The organism is Mesorhizobium sp. WSM4807 (assembly GCF_055811615.1).
This window is the reverse complement of sequence record NZ_JBVVQY010000002.1, coordinates 96,313-111,921: the sequence shown is the minus strand read 5'-3', so window position 1 is coordinate 111,921 and position 15,609 is coordinate 96,313. Positions and strand designations below refer to the sequence as shown.

17 protein-coding genes and 1 pseudogene are annotated in these 15,609 nt (G+C 61.2%); 7 read left to right on the top strand and 11 right to left on the bottom strand.

Annotated features, from left to right (window positions below; translation table 11 throughout):
- Nucleotides 1-166: 166 nt before the first annotated feature.
- Together AC0L3N_RS02855 and AC0L3N_RS02850 are read right to left on the bottom strand one after the other, a co-directional pair.
- On the bottom strand, nt 167-1,093 hold the full coding sequence (locus AC0L3N_RS02855; RefSeq protein ID WP_473545429.1) for an oxygenase MpaB family protein: 927 nt from the start codon (nt 1,091-1,093) through the stop codon (nt 167-169).
- 168 nt (nt 1,094-1,261) lie between these two features.
- Nucleotides 1,262-1,525 carry a DUF4242 domain-containing protein gene (locus tag AC0L3N_RS02850; RefSeq protein WP_292180858.1) on the bottom strand — a complete coding sequence of 88 codons (264 nt, stop codon included), beginning with the start codon at nt 1,523-1,525 and terminating at the stop codon, nt 1,262-1,264.
- 151 nt (nt 1,526-1,676) lie between these two features.
- On the opposite strand from AC0L3N_RS02850, the gene AC0L3N_RS02845 reads away from it, so the two are divergent.
- Nucleotides 1,677-2,555, top strand: coding sequence for a LysR family transcriptional regulator (locus AC0L3N_RS02845; RefSeq protein ID WP_167391349.1), 879 nt, complete (start codon nt 1,677-1,679; stop codon nt 2,553-2,555).
- Between the two features lie 395 nt (nt 2,556-2,950).
- Here the strand turns inward: AC0L3N_RS02845 and AC0L3N_RS02840 are convergent.
- A pseudogene (locus AC0L3N_RS02840) lies at nt 2,951-3,899 on the bottom strand (LysR family transcriptional regulator).
- A gap of 218 nt (nt 3,900-4,117) precedes the next feature.
- Between AC0L3N_RS02840 and AC0L3N_RS02835 the strand changes: the two are divergent.
- The 3 genes from AC0L3N_RS02835 to AC0L3N_RS02825 all read left to right on the top strand — a co-directional run bounded on the left by AC0L3N_RS02835 (nt 4,118) and on the right by AC0L3N_RS02825 (nt 7,260).
- Nucleotides 4,118-4,561: a nuclear transport factor 2 family protein gene (locus AC0L3N_RS02835; protein WP_236387998.1), complete on the top strand. Its 444-nt coding sequence runs from the start codon at nt 4,118-4,120 to the stop codon at nt 4,559-4,561.
- Nucleotides 4,562-4,986: 425 nt separating this feature from the next.
- On the top strand, nt 4,987-5,670 hold the full coding sequence (locus AC0L3N_RS02830; RefSeq protein WP_473545427.1) for a class I SAM-dependent methyltransferase: 684 nt from the start codon (nt 4,987-4,989) through the stop codon (nt 5,668-5,670).
- Nucleotides 5,671-6,234: 564 nt separating this feature from the next.
- The gene (locus tag AC0L3N_RS02825; RefSeq protein ID WP_473545426.1) at nt 6,235-7,260 is read left to right on the top strand and encodes a transglycosylase SLT domain-containing protein; all 1,026 of its coding nucleotides are present in this window, start codon (nt 6,235-6,237) and stop codon (nt 7,258-7,260) included.
- A gap of 128 nt (nt 7,261-7,388) precedes the next feature.
- Here AC0L3N_RS02825 and AC0L3N_RS02820 read toward each other — a convergent pair whose 3' ends face one another.
- Complete coding sequence (locus AC0L3N_RS02820) at nt 7,389-7,997, bottom strand: YqgE/AlgH family protein (protein ID WP_023799312.1); 609 nt, start codon at nt 7,995-7,997, stop codon at nt 7,389-7,391.
- Nucleotides 7,998-8,210: 213 nt separating this feature from the next.
- On the opposite strand from AC0L3N_RS02820, the gene AC0L3N_RS02815 reads away from it, so the two are divergent.
- The 3 genes from AC0L3N_RS02815 to AC0L3N_RS02805 all read left to right on the top strand — a co-directional run bounded on the left by AC0L3N_RS02815 (nt 8,211) and on the right by AC0L3N_RS02805 (nt 10,260).
- Nucleotides 8,211-9,017: a protein-disulfide reductase DsbD domain-containing protein gene (locus AC0L3N_RS02815; protein WP_473545424.1), complete on the top strand. Its 807-nt coding sequence runs from the start codon at nt 8,211-8,213 to the stop codon at nt 9,015-9,017.
- Between the two features lie 121 nt (nt 9,018-9,138).
- Nucleotides 9,139-9,621 carry a redoxin family protein gene (locus tag AC0L3N_RS02810; protein ID WP_473545422.1) on the top strand — a complete coding sequence of 161 codons (483 nt, stop codon included), beginning with the start codon at nt 9,139-9,141 and terminating at the stop codon, nt 9,619-9,621.
- 159 nt (nt 9,622-9,780) lie between these two features.
- On the top strand, nt 9,781-10,260 hold the full coding sequence (locus tag AC0L3N_RS02805; protein WP_473545837.1) for a DUF2938 domain-containing protein: 480 nt from the start codon (nt 9,781-9,783) through the stop codon (nt 10,258-10,260).
- Between the two features lie 5 nt (nt 10,261-10,265).
- On the opposite strand, the gene AC0L3N_RS02800 is transcribed toward AC0L3N_RS02805, so the two are convergent.
- The 7 genes from AC0L3N_RS02800 to AC0L3N_RS02770 form a co-directional block, all read right to left on the bottom strand.
- A complete protein-coding gene (locus AC0L3N_RS02800) occupies nt 10,266-10,862 on the bottom strand; it encodes a histidine phosphatase family protein (RefSeq protein WP_473545420.1) in 597 nt (198 codons plus the stop codon).
- A gap of 42 nt (nt 10,863-10,904) precedes the next feature.
- Nucleotides 10,905-11,432 (bottom strand): ribonuclease HI, encoded by a 528-nt coding sequence (rnhA, locus tag AC0L3N_RS02795; protein ID WP_473545419.1) that lies wholly within the window; start codon nt 11,430-11,432, stop codon nt 10,905-10,907.
- On the bottom strand, nt 11,429-12,391 hold the full coding sequence (locus AC0L3N_RS02790; RefSeq protein ID WP_473545417.1) for a homoserine kinase: 963 nt from the start codon (nt 12,389-12,391) through the stop codon (nt 11,429-11,431). The genes rnhA and AC0L3N_RS02790 overlap by 4 nt, the downstream gene beginning before the upstream one ends.
- A 7-nt stretch (nt 12,392-12,398) precedes the next feature.
- Complete coding sequence (gene ispH / locus AC0L3N_RS02785) at nt 12,399-13,409, bottom strand: 4-hydroxy-3-methylbut-2-enyl diphosphate reductase (protein ID WP_473545415.1); 1,011 nt, start codon at nt 13,407-13,409, stop codon at nt 12,399-12,401.
- Nucleotides 13,410-13,506: 97 nt separating this feature from the next.
- Nucleotides 13,507-14,262 (bottom strand): SURF1 family protein, encoded by a 756-nt coding sequence (locus AC0L3N_RS02780; RefSeq protein ID WP_473545414.1) that lies wholly within the window; start codon nt 14,260-14,262, stop codon nt 13,507-13,509.
- Nucleotides 14,259-14,645, bottom strand: a complete 387-nt coding sequence (locus tag AC0L3N_RS02775) for a DUF983 domain-containing protein (protein WP_095492400.1) — start codon at nt 14,643-14,645, stop codon at nt 14,259-14,261. The genes AC0L3N_RS02780 and AC0L3N_RS02775 overlap by 4 nt, the downstream gene beginning before the upstream one ends.
- 81 nt (nt 14,646-14,726) lie before the next feature.
- Entirely contained in the window at nt 14,727-15,608 is an 882-nt protein-coding gene (locus AC0L3N_RS02770) for a cytochrome c oxidase subunit 3 (RefSeq protein ID WP_123147073.1), read from the bottom strand.
- Nucleotide 15,609: the final 1 nt, after the last annotated feature.

Sequence of the window (15,609 nt, the reverse complement as noted above, 5' to 3'; positions counted from 1 at the left end):
TTGTCGCAATACCGCTGCACACTTTTGGGCGACTGGTGGTGGGAGCCTGACGCGTGATACCTGCCTTGGAATGGCATTGCTGAGCCAGAATCCTTCCGGTCGCGCAGTATCGAAAACTTTAATTTCCTACCCGCGGCGCGGCTCCATCAATGTTGGAAAGCCTGAATTAACGTCGACGATAGAGATAGTTCTCGGGAAGGCCGAGGCGACGGCACGACTGGACGGCCGGGGATGAAGGGAGGACGACGCTCTCGCAGATTGCAGCCGTCGTCTTCACAAAAGCACGCTCCCACGGCTTCAACGTCCAGCGGTCGCCGAGTGCCAAGCGCGTGCGAACCCAGCGGGGTAGGATCTCGACTGCCGCCTTCAGAAATGGCCGCTGAAGCGGTCGAGCCACTCCCGGCAAGGCGGGAACGTCTTCCATGATCTCCAGGAACTCCGAGACGATCGGCGACGGGACGAGTCTTTGCCGCATCACATCGAACAGCGCGTAAAGCTCGGCCTGCGACGTGGGCGCGCCGGCCGCACCATAGAGAAGCGCGACGGGCCGAGCCTCAGCAGACATCGCGTCCCGTTCGAAAAAATGCAGGCGATGCACATAGACGTGATACGCCTCCATGAAGCCAAATCCGGCCGTCGCTTGCACCCAATTCAGCAACTCCGGGTCGGTGGCGTGGTATGGCTCACCTTCGCTGGTTCGACCCGAAACGCGCCCATGCATCCTGACCACACCTTCAATCATGGCCTTAGCCTTGGTTCGAGGGCCATAGACCGTAACCAAGGCAGCGAGGCCGGTACGCTGTAATCGTCGGAGCGCCTGCGAGCGGAATGTGCTGTGTTGCCAAATGGCGTCGCGAACCCGCGGCTCTGCCAATTCGAGCAGCACCGCAGTAACCCCGCCGATGAACAGCGCAACAGGGTTCTTGAAAATACGCCAGGACACCGAGTTGGGCGCTAACAGCGCCGGCTCGCCTTCCGGGGTCGAGAAGTCCATCTGCGATCCGAGCCGCTGGCGCATGAACGACTGCGCAAGCGTATCCATGCGGCGCTCAAGCGGGCGGGGCAGAGCAATGATGCCCGAGTTGCCAAACATGGTGCGCCTCCGACTCCTGCGAACAGCAAGCGTTAGACCTGTGGGCTAGCGGATACAGCAAGAACGTCCTGGTCTTTCCGTCGTTCCAAATGATCAGCCTGGCGCGCTGCGCATGACCCGCAAGAACACCGGGCCCGGATGGTCATCACGAGCCCGGTCGTGCTGGCCTTATGGGGTAAGATCGAGCGCTGGTACGATCCTGTGATAGGGCAGCCCCGCATCGTCGTTTAGACGCTTCACGTCGGTATCGGAGGCAGCGTCAAACAGGCACATGCAGCGGCCGTCCTCCGGTGCGAAGGTCGAGCGCAGATAGCTGATGTCGGTGCCGTTGGAGGTCATCTCGGCGGCTTTGCTGATCGCCGCCTTCTGCGCACCTCCCAGAGCTTCCATGCTGATGCCCTTGAGGTCGCGTTCCACCATGTAGACAGTCATTTCCAGATCTCCTCCTGTGAACAGTGACCACAGGAGTTGAATGCAGCGGCGGCCGAAAGAGAACGACATTTTTTCTATCGATCGATAGCCGACAGTTATCGATGAAAGGATTACAATGTCGTTTCGTGGAACCGCCTCGGGAGGGCTCGCCATGGAGATGTTTCAGGTCCGCTACGTGCTTGCCGCCGCGAAGATGCTGAACTTCACCAAGGCCGCCACCGATTGCAATGTGTCTCAGCCGGCGCTCACCAAAGCGGTCAAGACGCTTGAGGATGAGCTTGGCGCGCCCTTGTTCCACCGCGAGGGAAAGCGCGTCCTCCTGAGTGAGTTCGGGCGCTCCATTCTGCCGCATCTTCAGCAGATCATGCAGGAGGCCCACGCAACCAGAACGCTTGCCGACAATTTCAGGCTGCTCAACCAGGTGCCGATCCGCCTCGGAGTCATGTCGACCATCGGCCATGTGAAACTCGCCCGGTTCCTAGCAAAGTTCCAGCGCGACTATCATGGCGTCGAGCTTGAAGTCAGCGAGGCGAGCGTTCAGGAACTGAAAAACAGGCTTGAGCAAGGCGATCTCGATCTTGCCGTTCTCAATCCGCTGGAGGGATTGGGAGCGGCGTTCCGCGTCCATGATCTCTACAGTGAGCGTTATGTCGTCGTATTCGCGCCGGATCACCGGCTTGCGAGCCTCAATGCAATCAAGTTGGTCGATCTCTCTCAAGAACCCTATGTCGATCGTCTGTCCTGCGAAATGCGGGACCTGGTAATGGGTGTGTGCCGGGAAAGAAACGTCAGCCTTTATGCCCGCTTTCGTTCCGAGCGCGAGGATTGGATCCAATCAATGGTGCTGGCGCGGATCGGCTTCGCCTTCATGCCTGAATATTCGGTGACATCGCCTGAACTTTTGCAGCGTCCACTGATCGAACCCGCGGTGGCACGCACGGTGTCCCTGGCTAGCGTTCCGGGCCGGCCCTATAGCCCGGCGACGGCGGCAATGGTCCGAGCTGCCCAGACGTTCGATTGGCCAGGCTAGGCGTTTATTGCTGAGGCTTGAGCTACTGCTGATTGAGATGCCTTCTGCCGCCCTGGTGTTTCTTTCGGGCCGGTACCGACCCTATTCAGGACCTACCGACACTCGATCGCTGCGCATTTTGGGCGACATGCACTGGTGGTGAAAGCCTGGCGTTTGATACCCGACTGGAATGGCAGGGGACGAACCCTTCCATGCCTTTCCTTCTGGGCAGCCACACGACGATCCGTGACCCATCCCGGACGTACGCCACCCCGCTTGCGGCTAGGACATCACTGCTGCATTTGCCCCCCTGCAAATCAGTGCGGCGGGCCGCCTTGAAAAGGTCCCGAGATCCAGTCATCCAGCGCCGCCCCGCGCCAGCCGCGAACCAGAGGTTCTCCAGCTACGGCGGACGGCTAACCCCAGCATTCGTGCCTGGGCGCAAGCAAGTCGAAGATCCAAGCCAGCCCCGCATCCATCATCGCAGCCCTCGGTGCGATGGCGTTGAGGTGGAAGGTCGTCAGTGGCAACGGGGCTTCCAGATTTACCACCCCGAACCGCGCCGCATGCCTGGCGACAAATCTCTTCGGCAGTGCGGAAATAAAGTCGGTGTCGGCAAGGACGGCGAGGGCGAACATAAAGCTGGGTACGGTTAGTGCGATCCGCCGCGAATAGCCTTGCGTCGCCAGAACCTCATCGACGAAGCCATGAGGATCGCCAGTGAACGAGACGACCAGATGCTTCATCTCGCAATAACGCTCCAGCGTAGGATCGTCCGCGAACGGATGCCCAGCCTGCATCGCGAGGACGAAATCCTCGTTGTAGAGGCTGCGCGCATGGAAGCGCGAGGGAATATGGCCAGACGGGATGACGGCAATGTCCATCGCGCCTGCCTCCAAATCGGCAAAGGCGCTGCGCCAAGCGCGCTCGGGCGAGGTTTCTCCCGGCGCGGGAAGCAGCTGACGCACGCCGATGTCAATGTCAGGCGCAGCCCGACCCAACTCGGCAAGAAGCGGCGGCAGGAAGACCGCCGCGACGCCGTCGGGAGCACCGATCGTAAACCGGCGTGTGGAGTTCGCGGGGTCGAATGGCTCGGCGGTCGAGATGACACTCCTCACCCGCGCCAAGACGTCCGAGATTGGTGAGGCGAGTTCCATCGCGCGCCGTCGGTATAACTCCTTTCGGCGTTCTGAGGAAAAGCGGTTCATTGAGAAGGCGGCGCAATCGGCCCAGCCCATGGCTGACTGCCGAAGGCGTCAGATTCAACTTTTCTGCCGCCCGGCCCACGTGGCGCTCGTCGTGCACGATCTCAAACAGAACGAGGAGGTTGAGGTCTGCGCGGGATAGGTCAATTCTGTTCAGCATATCGATGAGATCATATCACTGGATTCAGCATCATTGAAGTGCGATCTCCTGAGCAAGCGGAGCAGCGCAAGGCGCGCTTCGCATCGGAAACAGATGCAGGGAGCACCCGCATGCCAGTATCACGACGTTCCCTTCTCGCCGCAGCAAGCGCTAGCGTGACATTGTCACAAACTGCAAGATTAACGAAAGCCTCGGCACAAGCTCTTGAGGAGCCCACTATGGACCAGACGGTTGCCGATCTCGTCGAGCGTTCTGCGGAAGCAAATTCGGCGCTGATGCGCGGGGAGATAACGAAGTACTACGAGGTGATCCCACATACCGAGGACTTCCTGCTGATGTCTCCATTCGGCGGAAAGCCCACGCGGGCTTCTGAACTCACTGCAGAGCGGATCGAGGCGATGGGCCGCTTTTTCAAGAACGGCACCTTCGAGCACGAACTTCTTCAAGCCTATGGTTCCGCCGACATGGTGGTCCTCGCGATCATTGAACGCCCGCACGTCGAGGTCGGCGGTCTGCCAGCCCAGGATTGGCCGCTGCGGGTTACCTTAGTCTATCGCCGCGAAGAGGCGGAATGGCGCTTGGTGCATCGGCACGCTGACCCCCTGGTCAAGGGCGTGAGTCTGGAGCAGGCGGCCGCCCTTGCACGCGGCGAAGCCGCGTGATGTGAAGAGTGTTGTCATCCCGGCGGAGCGCTCTGGCTGCTGGTCCAAAGCCCGCTGAAGGGTTGTCGCTTCTCGTCGATGCAAAACGTCACTTTACGGCGCCAAATGTGGCCCGACGCGCCTTACGAGCACCTGCTGGTGCCGGTGGAGTAGATCTGCCATAGTCATGCGCCCTGCTCGCTACAGACGGTTGAAAACGGCTGAAAGCAACGCCTGAAGTCAGGGCCACGTTGCCGAGCCTGATCCCGCCTTGCGGATCCTCGAAACGCGAGGCGCGGACCCTCATTCTTCGGCCGCTTCGCCTATGTGAGCCTGACTGCCGGAAAGCCGCATAGGTTGTTCAGGTGCGAAGGGTAGTTGTCCCGTTGGATCTAGCGCGGGTGAAGGCTCACATTGGCCGGATGGAAATTTGATGGAAGACGATCATGACCTTGCCGAGCTACGCAATGAACCAGGCAAGTTTCCCGGAGATGTACGAGCGGTGGCTCGTCGGCCCTCTCTTCCGTCCATGGGCCGAGATGGCTCTTGACGAGCTGGAATTGTCTTCGGGCGATCGCGTACTCGATATCGCTTGTGGAACAGGAATAGTGGCGCGCGTTGCAAGAGAGCGGCTCGGTGAAGCCGGATATATCGTCGGCATCGACATCAGCCCCGACATGCTTGCCGTGGCGCGGGGTGTAGAACCAGCCATTGACTGGCGCCAGGGCAATGCCGGCGAGCTGCCTCTGCGTAACGGTGAGATGTTCGACGTGGTCGTCTGCCAGCAAGGACTGCAGTTCTTTCCTGACAAACCCGCGGCGGCGGCGCAGATGCGTCGCGCGCTGGCGAAGGGTGGCAGGCTGGCGGTCGCCACATGGCGCCCGGACGACGAAATCCCGTTCTTTCGGGAGCTGCGCCGCGTCGCGGAGCGCCATCTGGGCGCCATCGCCGATCAGCGGTACAGCTTAGGGGACGCGGCCGCGCTTGAGACACTGCTGCGAGACGCCGGCTTCCACGAGGTCCGATCGAGGATTGTTTCGCACCATCCATTTCGGGGAAGGCGTACCTTTCCTGCATTTGAATACGATGGCGCTGGTCGGGATGAGTTCCTTAGCCAAGGAAATGGGTGATCAGGAACGCAAGCGCGTCGTGGAGGCGATCGTGAGCGAGAGTGCGCCCGTGCTGCAGCCATGCACCATTGGGTCGGGACTGGCCTTCGAGCTCAGCACCAATCTGGCGACAGCCAAGGGCTAAATGACTCTCACCAACGGAGAACTCGTTCGATCGAGTATTGTGCCGAGAATGGCTGCTCATGCACAATCTTCCGTTCGAGAACCGAAGGGTGCCCCCCGCTGCGGTCGAGGGCAGATCACCTCAGGGAAATTTCTGCTCGCAATCGAGAGGCTTCACAAGCAACGCATCGGCTACGCAGCCCTCGATTAAAATCCGCTTGTGTTACATTTCGAATTATTTTGCCGCACTGTGGCCATTGTGCCGCCATTATCCATGACTAGCTAAATGAAGCACTGACCGTTCTTCTTGTCTTTTTCGACGTTGACGGCTCAACGTTGGAAATAGATCTGCCCCAAAGTATCTGGGCGGCTAGACAAGGAACGGAGGGGGACCTGGCGTCACTCCAAAGGACATTTGAATTCTTTGCTTGCGGAGGCGTCCTCCTTTCGGGCCGACGGCCTTTGTCGAAAAGGATCGCGGGGCTTGGCCTGGCGGCGACAGTGGCAGCCATGCCATGGCCGGTCTATTCGGGAGTCTTGGCCAACGGAGTGACCGAAGCCGGAGTTGCCACTGCTGTTCCGTATTCCGCTTTGAGTTTCCCCTCGGCCGCGCCCGAGTTCGACATCATCGATCCGGGCACCATATCGACCTCCCGACGCGAGGGAGAAGGCACACTGGCGGACGCGTTGAAGGGCACCGTCTCCATCCTTTCCGAAGGCGCGGAACAGATCGTCATCGGCATGTCGGTGCACGAGTTCGGCGAATACAAGGTGTCGCAGTACATTGCCAGCGAGATTCTGCGTGCCGCCAAGGACACCCAATTTCCTGCCGACACCCTTTTCGCGATCGCCGAGAAGGAGTCCTCCTTCGACATCAACAACCGCCCGCCCAAAGGGTCGGCACTTGGTCTTATGCAGTTCCTCGACCAGACATGGCTCGAGGCCGTGAAGAACTACGGTGCAGAGTTCGGCCTGGGCGACGAAGCGGAACTGATCCGGATCCGCCTCGAGGGCAAGCGCGAACACCATTTCGTCGACGACAAGGCCGAAGAAGAGCGCATCCTTGAATTCAGGCGCGATCCCTATCTGTCGGCAGCACTTGCGGCCAAGAACCTTCTCGCGGCCAAGGAACGCATCGAAGCCCGGCTCGAGAAGGCGATGGACGGAAGGGATCTTTACCTCCCCCACTTCCTTGGCACCAACGGCGCAGCAAACCTCCTGTCGAACGCCGACGAGACGCCCAATGCCACGGCCAGCAAAATCTTCCCCAAGGCGGCGCGGTTCAATACCGCGATGTTCAGGGCCAAGGGAAAACAGCTCACCGTCGGCCAGTTTCGCCAGCGCATGCGTTCCTTCCTGGAAGCCCGCATCGGCAAATACAGCGATGTCGAAACCCGCGTGAAACAGGCCGACCTGTCCTGGACAGCCGGTATCGAGAATCTCGTCTACGATTTGGGCAAACGGCTGGCGATGACAATGCAGCGGTAACCAGCCAGGTATCGGGTTTTCACCACTAAAGCGCGCCGCGTTTGATCGGCCTCACGCGACGCGCTTTAGGTTGTTGTTTTATGCAAGTCGCTATCGCAAAACCGCTGCACACTTTTGCGCGACATGCATTAGGCGTGCCCGGCCGCCAGGCTGAGATGCGCGAGGTCAATACCGATCGAAGCGAGTATCCGGTCGTATTTGCGCTCGATATCGGTATCGAACAGAAGCTCCGCATTTGCCGGGCAGGTCAGCCAACCGTTCTCGGCGATTTCGCTTTCCAGCTGACCGGCGCCCCAGCCCGAATAGCCGAGCGCCATCAGCGCGTGCCGAGGCCCACGGCCCGACGAAATGGCCCGCAAGATGTCGACGGTCGCGGTCAGGCAAATGTCGTCGGAGACAGCCAGCGACGATTCCACCCGGTAGTCGCCCGAATGCAGGACGAAGCCGCGGCTGCGGTCCACCGGTCCGCCGTTGCGCACGACGAAGTCGCGGGCCTGCGCGGGCAAGCGGATCGCCTCCTGTTCGTTCATGATGCCGAGCTGCACGAGCAGATCCGGAAACAGCATCTGCTGCGTCTGGTTGATGACCAGGCCCATCGCGCCTTCGTCGCTGTGCGCACAAATGTAGATGACGGAGCGCGTGAAGCGGTCGTCCTTCATGCCGGGCATGGCAATCAGGAACTGGTCGTCGAGAAAGCCGCGTCCCGCAGCCATCTTCTTGTGGCGCAACAAGTCCATGAGGAGGAGCGTAACGCGTTTCTGAAGCGCCGAAAAGATGCGCCGCGCGCGATTTGGTCGCAGATGTGCATCTAAGGTCACGCAAAGCTGTGCCCGGTCACGCAAAGCTGTGCCCGAGGTCACGCAAAAGCTGTGCCCGAGGTCACGCAAATATGATAACAGCGACGCCATGAAGTCATTGCGCAGCCATGAACGGACGCTCAAATCACCGCCATGCAAAGCTTGAAAGTCCTGCTGCTCAGCGCCGCTATAGGATGTGGGACCGGCCTCCCTGCCGCAGCCTCCTCGTCGATCTGGTACAATAGCGAAGGCGGCAAAGTGCGGCTTGTGACCAGCGGCAAGCCCGACGAAGCCGGGCGCATCCATGGCGTCCTCGATATTGCGCTCAAGCCTGGCTGGAAAACCTACTGGCGCGATCCGGGCGACGCGGGCGTGCCGCCGCAAATCGATATCTCGGCCAGCACCAACATTGCCAACGCGACGTTTTCGTTTCCGCCGCCCCAGCGCCACGACGACGGCTACGGCAAATGGGCCGGCTATGACCATCCGGTTTCGCTGCCTGTGACCTTCACGCTGTCGGCGCCGAACGAGCCGGCCGTCATCGATGCCGATATCTTTCTCGGCATTTGCGAGACGATCTGCATCCCGGTGCAGACGAAGCTGACCATCGATCCGGGCTCCGATCCGGACAATGTCGAAGATGCCGCGTTGGTGAAGGCGGCCCTTGCAACGCTGCCTGCTCCCGCAAGACCCGATTTCGGCATCAATATCCTGCCGGGCGACCGCGAAACACTGATTGTCGAGGCGAGCTTTCCGGGCAATTCCGAAGCAGCGGATTTCTTCGTCGCCGGTGAGCGGGATTACATGTTCGGCGTGCCGGCCCGCAGCGAAAAGGAAGGCAAGCTGGTGTTTACCGTGCCTATCCTCAACAGACCGACGACGACGCCGACGGATGGCGGACTTTACTACACGCTGACAACTGCGGCCGGCGCGGTCGAAGGCCTGCTGCCGTTCCCTTGATCCCGAGCAAAGGATGTTCAAGTCGAACATCCTTTTGTTCCCGGCTCCCCGATGTTGCGGGAAACACCTGAGTTCGCTATCGCAAGAACACTTCCATTCCATCTCTCAAGTGAGGACCATGATGACGATTGCCGTTGGCGATAAACTGCCCGATGCGACCTTCAAGACGATGACTGCCGACGGCGCAAAAGCGATCACGACGGCCGAGATTTTCTCGGGAAAGAAGGTGGTGCTGTTCGCCGTTCCCGGCGCTTTCACGCCGACCTGCTCCAACAATCATCTGCCCGGCTATCTGGATAATTACGACGCCATCCTGGCGCGCGGCGTCGACACCATCGCCGTCGTCGCCGTCAACGATGTTCATGTGATGGGCGCCTGGGCCCGCTTCAGCGGCGGTGAAGGCAAGCTCCTTTATCTTGCCGACGGCAATGGCGATTTCGTCAAGTCGATCGGCCTTGACGCCGATCTTTCCAGCGGCGGCATGGGGCTGCGCTCGAAGCGGTTTTCGATGATCGTCGACGACGGCAAGGTCACCGCGCTCAATGTCGAGACAAAGCCCGGCGTCGACCAATCCGGGGCGGCTCATATTCTCGGACAGCTTTAGATTTCGGTTTGGGCTCTAAAAGCGCGTCGCGCTTTTAAGTCTTTGTTTTTCGTTATCCCAAAACCGTTGCGCACCCTCGGGTCAAGCCCTGGGTCAAGCCCGAGGGCAAGCTTTTGGGCGACATGCATTAGGGATTGTTTGCTTGGGGGAACCTCAATGATGTTTGACATCTTCTGGCGCGCTGTGGCGATCGGCATCGGCGCCACGGCGCTCATGGACCTCTGGGCGATTTTCCTGAACACCGTGTTTGCTCAGCCCCGGCCGAACTGGGGACTGGTCGGTCGGTGGGTCTGGCATCTAAGGCGCGGCAAGGTCTTCCACGACGACATCGGCGAGGCAGCACCCTACGCGCATGAATCGGCGCTGGGCTGGGCCTTCCACTATTTTGTCGGCATCGTCTACGGCATCGTTCTGGTCGTTTTGGCGGGAGCGGCGTGGCTGGCCGCGCCGACCTTCCCGCCGGCCTTCATCCTCGGCATCGTCACCGTGGGCGCCGGCTGGTTCCTGCTGGCGCCCGGCATGGGCGCTGGCTGGGCCGCATCAAAGCGCCCCAACCCCGGGCAGATCCGCGCCCTCAATCTCGTCTCACATACGGTGTTCGCGCTCGGCCTTTTCGGCACGGTGCTGCTGATCCGTTAGCCAAATTAATCGTCGCGGTGCTGCGCCAGCCTGTCGATCGGCCGCCATCCGTGGACAACGCGACGCGCGCGGATATCGTACGCGAAATAGTTCCCGCCGCCCGCTGGCTGATCCGCCTCGCGGCTGATCTCCCGCCCGCCGAGAGAAAGCAGCAGAAGCGTTCCGACACCTCCGTGGCCCACGAAAGCAACGTCGGCGGCGTCATCTGTGCTGCCGAGCACGGTGTCTACCTCGCTCAGAATACGATGCTGAGCATCGATAGCCCGCTCCCATCCGCGAATGCTGCTGTATGGATTGGCGAAGAATTGGTCCGCGACCGCTTCGAACTCCGCAGGCGGTAGGAAACCGGTTGCCGATCGGTCATTCTCATGCATCCGTTCCCTCACCTCGACCTCAAGGCGGAGATGCCTTCCGAGTATCTCGGCGGTTTCTATCGCCTTGCGTTCACCCGATGACACGATACGCCGGATCGACCGAACCCACGGCTGATCGAGCATTGCAGACGTTCTCGCTCGCCCGATGTCGGATAGCCCCCACTCTGGCACTGGAACATTGGCATCGATCCGAACCTGGGGATGCGTGATGTAGTATGCGATCGGCATGATAGAGGTCTTCCTGCCAGAGAGCGGACCCGCAGCCGGAATTCAATAACTCTGAGTCGAGCGCCGTGGCTTTGCGACCGCCGGCTGCTTCGACTGCGGGCCTGGCGTCGGCGTCGCGGTCTTGACGGGGCCTTTCTTGAACGGCGCCATGCCGAGCCGCGCCAGCTCGTCGGCACGCTCGTTCTCCGGATGGCCGGCGTGGCCCTTGACCCAATGCCAGATCACCTGATGACGGTTGCGCGCCTCGTCGAGGGCCTGCCACAGCTCGGCATTCTTCACCGGTTGCCTGGCAGCGGTCTTCCAGCCGTTGCGCTTCCAGCCGTCGATCCAGCTGAAAATACCGTCTTTGACGTAGTTGCTGTCGGTATAAAGATCGACGGCGCAGGGTTCTTTCAGCGCATTGAGCGCCGAGATGGCGGCCAAAAGTTCCATGCGGTTGTTGGTGGTCGCAGCCTCGCCGCCCGACAGTTCTTTCGTGACGCCGTTGAAGCGCAGGACCGCCCCCCAGCCGCCAGGCCCCGGATTGCCCGAACAGGCACCATCGGTGAAGATTTCAACGCGCTTGGTCATGTCAGTCCATACTCGGAAGGAGATTTGATCGCCCGGTGGAAACGCATCCTGCGGATGTATTCGGTCGGGTCGCGTTTTATAACCAGCCCGCCGTTGGCAACGATCAGCCAGTCGTAAAGCCGGGTCAGCATGAAGCGCAACGCCGAACCGCGCGCCAGTATCGGCAGCGCAGCTTTCTCCTCGCGGCTCAAGGGCCGCACGCTTTGGTAGCCGGCAAGCAGCGCCGTGCCCTTGGTCAGGTTGAAGGAAAAATCCTTCTCGAAGCACCAGGCGTTGAGGCAGGTCGCGACATCATAGGCGTAGAGATCGTTGCAGGCGAAATAGAAGTCGATCAGGCCGGACAGTTTTTCGCCGAGGAAGAAGACATTGTCGGGGAAAAGATCGGCGTGGATGATGCCTTCCGGCAGGTCCTTGGGCCAGTTCCGCTCGAAATCGGCGAAGTCGGCATCGACCTCGGCCGCCAGTCCCGGCTCGACCTCGTCGGCGCGAGGGCGAGCGGCGCTCCACAGCTTGCGCCAGCCATCGATGGCAAGAGCATTCGGACGGGTCATCGGAAAGTCGGCGCCGGCAAGATGCAGTGCCGCCAGCGCCTTGCCGACCTCGCCGCAATGCGCTGATGTCGGCCGCCGCAGCGAAAGGCCTTCGAGGAAAGTGATGATGACCGCCGGCCGGCCGGCAAGCGTTCCGATGACGTCGCCATCATGCGCCGTCACCGGAAGCGGGCAGGAAATGCCCTTCCTGGCAAGGTGACCCATGAGGCCGAGGAAGAACGGCAGGTCGGCCTTGTCGACGCGCTTTTCGTAGAGCGTCAGGATGTAGGAGCCGCTGGTCGTGTGCAGCAGGAAATTCGAGTTCTCGGTGCCTTCGGCGATGCCCTTGTAGGATAGGAGATCGCCGACCGGATAGGTCTCCAGGAACGCGCCGAGCTCGCCTTCGTTGACGTCGGTGTAGACCGCCATGGGCTCTTCACGCGGCTCCGTTGACGAAGGCCATGTCGGCCGCCGTCAGTTCGACGTCGCGCAGGACCCGCATCACCGGAAAATCCTCCGTTTCCGTCGCCGTCACCGCCAGCTCGATCGTCACGTCGAAGCGGTGCCGGAAGGCATCGATGATCTCGTCGACGATGATTTCCGGCGCCGACGCGCCGGCCGACAGACCGAGCGTCGAGATTCCGGCGATATCTGTCCACGGAATTTCGGAGGCGCGCTGTACCAGAAGCGACATCGAGGCGCCGGCGCGTTCGGCCACTTCGACAAGACGCCGCGAATTGGACGAGTTGGGGGCGCCGACGATCAGGAAGAGATCGGAGCCCGCGGCGGTCTCCTTGACCGCTTCCTGACGGTTGGTGGTGGCGTAGCAGATCGATTCCGCTGCCGCCGCATGCAAATCGGGAAAACGATCCTTAAGCATCCGGATGATGCCGGCGGTGTCCTCGACCGACAGCGTCGTCTGGGTTACGAAACCGAGCGCCTGCGGGTCGGCGGGCACCAGATTCGCCGCGTCGGCTTCGGTCTCGATCAAGGTGACGGCGCCGTCCGGCAACTGCCCCATCGTGCCGATCACTTCCGGGTGGCCGGCATGGCCGATCAGAAGCACATGGCGGCCGAGCCGCTGATGACGCATCGCCTGCTTGTGGACCTTCGACACCAGCGGGCAGGTGGCGTCGAGATAGAAGAGATTGCGCGCCTGGGCGTCCGCCGGCACCGACTTCGGCACGCCATGCGCCGAAAAGACGACCGGGCTCTGGCGATGTTCCGCCGGTATCTCGGAGAGTTCCTCGATGAACACCGCACCGAGGCTTTGCAGCCCCTCGACGACGTAGCGATTGTGTACGATCTCGTGGCGGACATAGACCGGCGCGCCGTATTTCTTCAGCGCCAGCACGACGATCTGGATGGCGCGATCGACGCCGGCGCAGAAGCCCCGCGGTTGGCAGAGCCTGACGGTCAGCGGTGGCTTTGTGGTCGTGTGAAGCATGATTCCCGGCCGGTTGGTCGTAACGTGAGCTCAAGTCTTGAACTCAAAGCGCGAAATGAGGTGCGCACCCCTGCCCTGTCAAGGGCGCCGGTGCCGATCATTCTTCGTTCGCCGGGCGGCGAAGCGTGAAGATGAGGACGCCGGCAAGGGCAGCGGCAAGGCCGTACCAGGTTACGGCATATTGCAAATGGCTGTTCGGCAGGTCGATGATTGTAACGCCGCCGACCGGCAGCCCACCCGGGTTCGGCGTGGCGTCGGCGTCGATGAAGAATGGCACCAACCCCGCGCCGGCCGGCAGACCGGCGCTCGCCGCCATGGCATCGCGATCCTTCCAGTAGAAGATATTCTTCCGCGGATCATTGTCGGGAAGCATCATCGAGGGTTTCGCCGGCAGCGGGTTGCGGGCGAGTCCCGTCACCATAACCTGGCCCCCACCCTGGCTTTGCGGGCGCTTGGGCGCGTGCTTGAGATCGTAGGGCACGAAGCCGCGATTGATCAGGACGAAGCGGCCATCCTCCAGATGCAAGGGCGTGAAGACATCGAAACCGGACTGGCCCTCCCAGGTCGCGAAGAAATGTCGCTCGCCCTGATGCAGGAAAGTGCCTGATGCCGTCACCGGCGTGTAATCCACATCGCCGGTTGCGGCGAACCGCTTTTCGACCTCGGCCAACGGCACAGGTGCGGAATGCGTGCGCTGGCCGATGGTCTGGAGAAGACCCTCTTTCCAGTACAGGCGCTGGACCTGCCAGGTGCCGAGCGCCAGCAGGATGAAGAACAGCACGAGGCCGAGGCCAAGCAGCAATGCCGTCTTCGGCCGCGAACGGCCTGCGATCGAGGCGGATGTCGTGCTCATTCGCCGAGGTCCAGCCTGCCCTCTGCCGCCTTGTTGCGGTATTGCAGCGTCAGGAGCACACCCTTGATCAGCCTGAGCGCGCCCAGGCAAAGCACGAGCGTCAGCGGTATCCACAGCAGGAAATGCAGCCAGAGCGGCGGATTCAGCGTCACCTCCATCCACAGCGCCAGCCCGACGACGATGAAGCCGATGATCAGGATGACGAACACCGCCGGACCGTCGCCGGCATCGGCGTAGGAATAGTCGAGGCCGCAATTGGCGCAGCGTTTGCCGACGGTGAGGAAGCCGGAAAACAGCTGTCCCTCGCCGCAACGCGGGCAGCGGCCGTGCAGGCCGGCCGAGATCGGATCGATTGGTGGCCAGATCGCCTTGTCGTCGCTCATTGCGATACCTTAGTGCCCTTCGCCCCAAAAGATAAGGCGGCCACGTCGCCGCAGCCGCCCACGCAATTCCTCAAGAAGATTTCAGTGACCTTCGATCACCGCGCCGCTCGAGGCCCAGACATAGATCGACGCGAACAGGAACAGCCAGACCACGTCGACGAAGTGCCAGTACCAGGCGGCCGCCTCGAAGCCGAAATGGTGCTTGGGCGTGAAATCGCCCTTCATCGCGCGGACCAGGCAGACCAGCAGGAAGATGGTGCCGATGATGACATGGAAGCCGTGGAAGCCGGTCGCCATGAAGAAGGTGGCGCCGTAAATCGAATCCCTGAAGCCGAACGGCGCGTGCATATATTCGTAAGCCTGCACCATGGTGAACAGCATGCCGAGACCGACGGTCAGCACCAGGCCGTTGATCAGCCCCTTGCGATCGCCATGAAGCAGCGCGTGGTGCGCCCAGGTCACCGTGGTGCCCGACAGAAGCAGGATGACGGTGTTGTAGAGCGGCAGGTGGAAGGGGTCGAGGACCTCGAGGCCCTTCGGCGGCCAGACACCGCCGGTGAAGGCGGCGCGGGCGTATTGCTGTGCTTCGCCGGGAAACAGGCTGGCGTCGAAGAAAGCCCAGAACCAGGCGACGAAGAACATCACCTCGGAAGCGATGAACATAATCATGCCGTAGCGCAGATGCAGCGACACGACACGCGTGTGGTGGCCTTCATGCGCTTCCTTGATGGTGTCCGACCACCAGGCGTACATAGTGTAGAGGACGATCAAGAGGCCGATGAAGAACAGCCACGGATTGGCGATGTTGAAGCCGAAAATGGGGAAATCGCCGCCCTTGAGGTACTGCATGTAACAGACGCCGCCGATCGCGGTGACCAGCGCGCCGACCGAGCCTAGGAACGGCCACGGGCTCGGGTCGACGAGATGGTAGTCATGTTGTGGTTTTGCGTGCGCGTCTGCCATA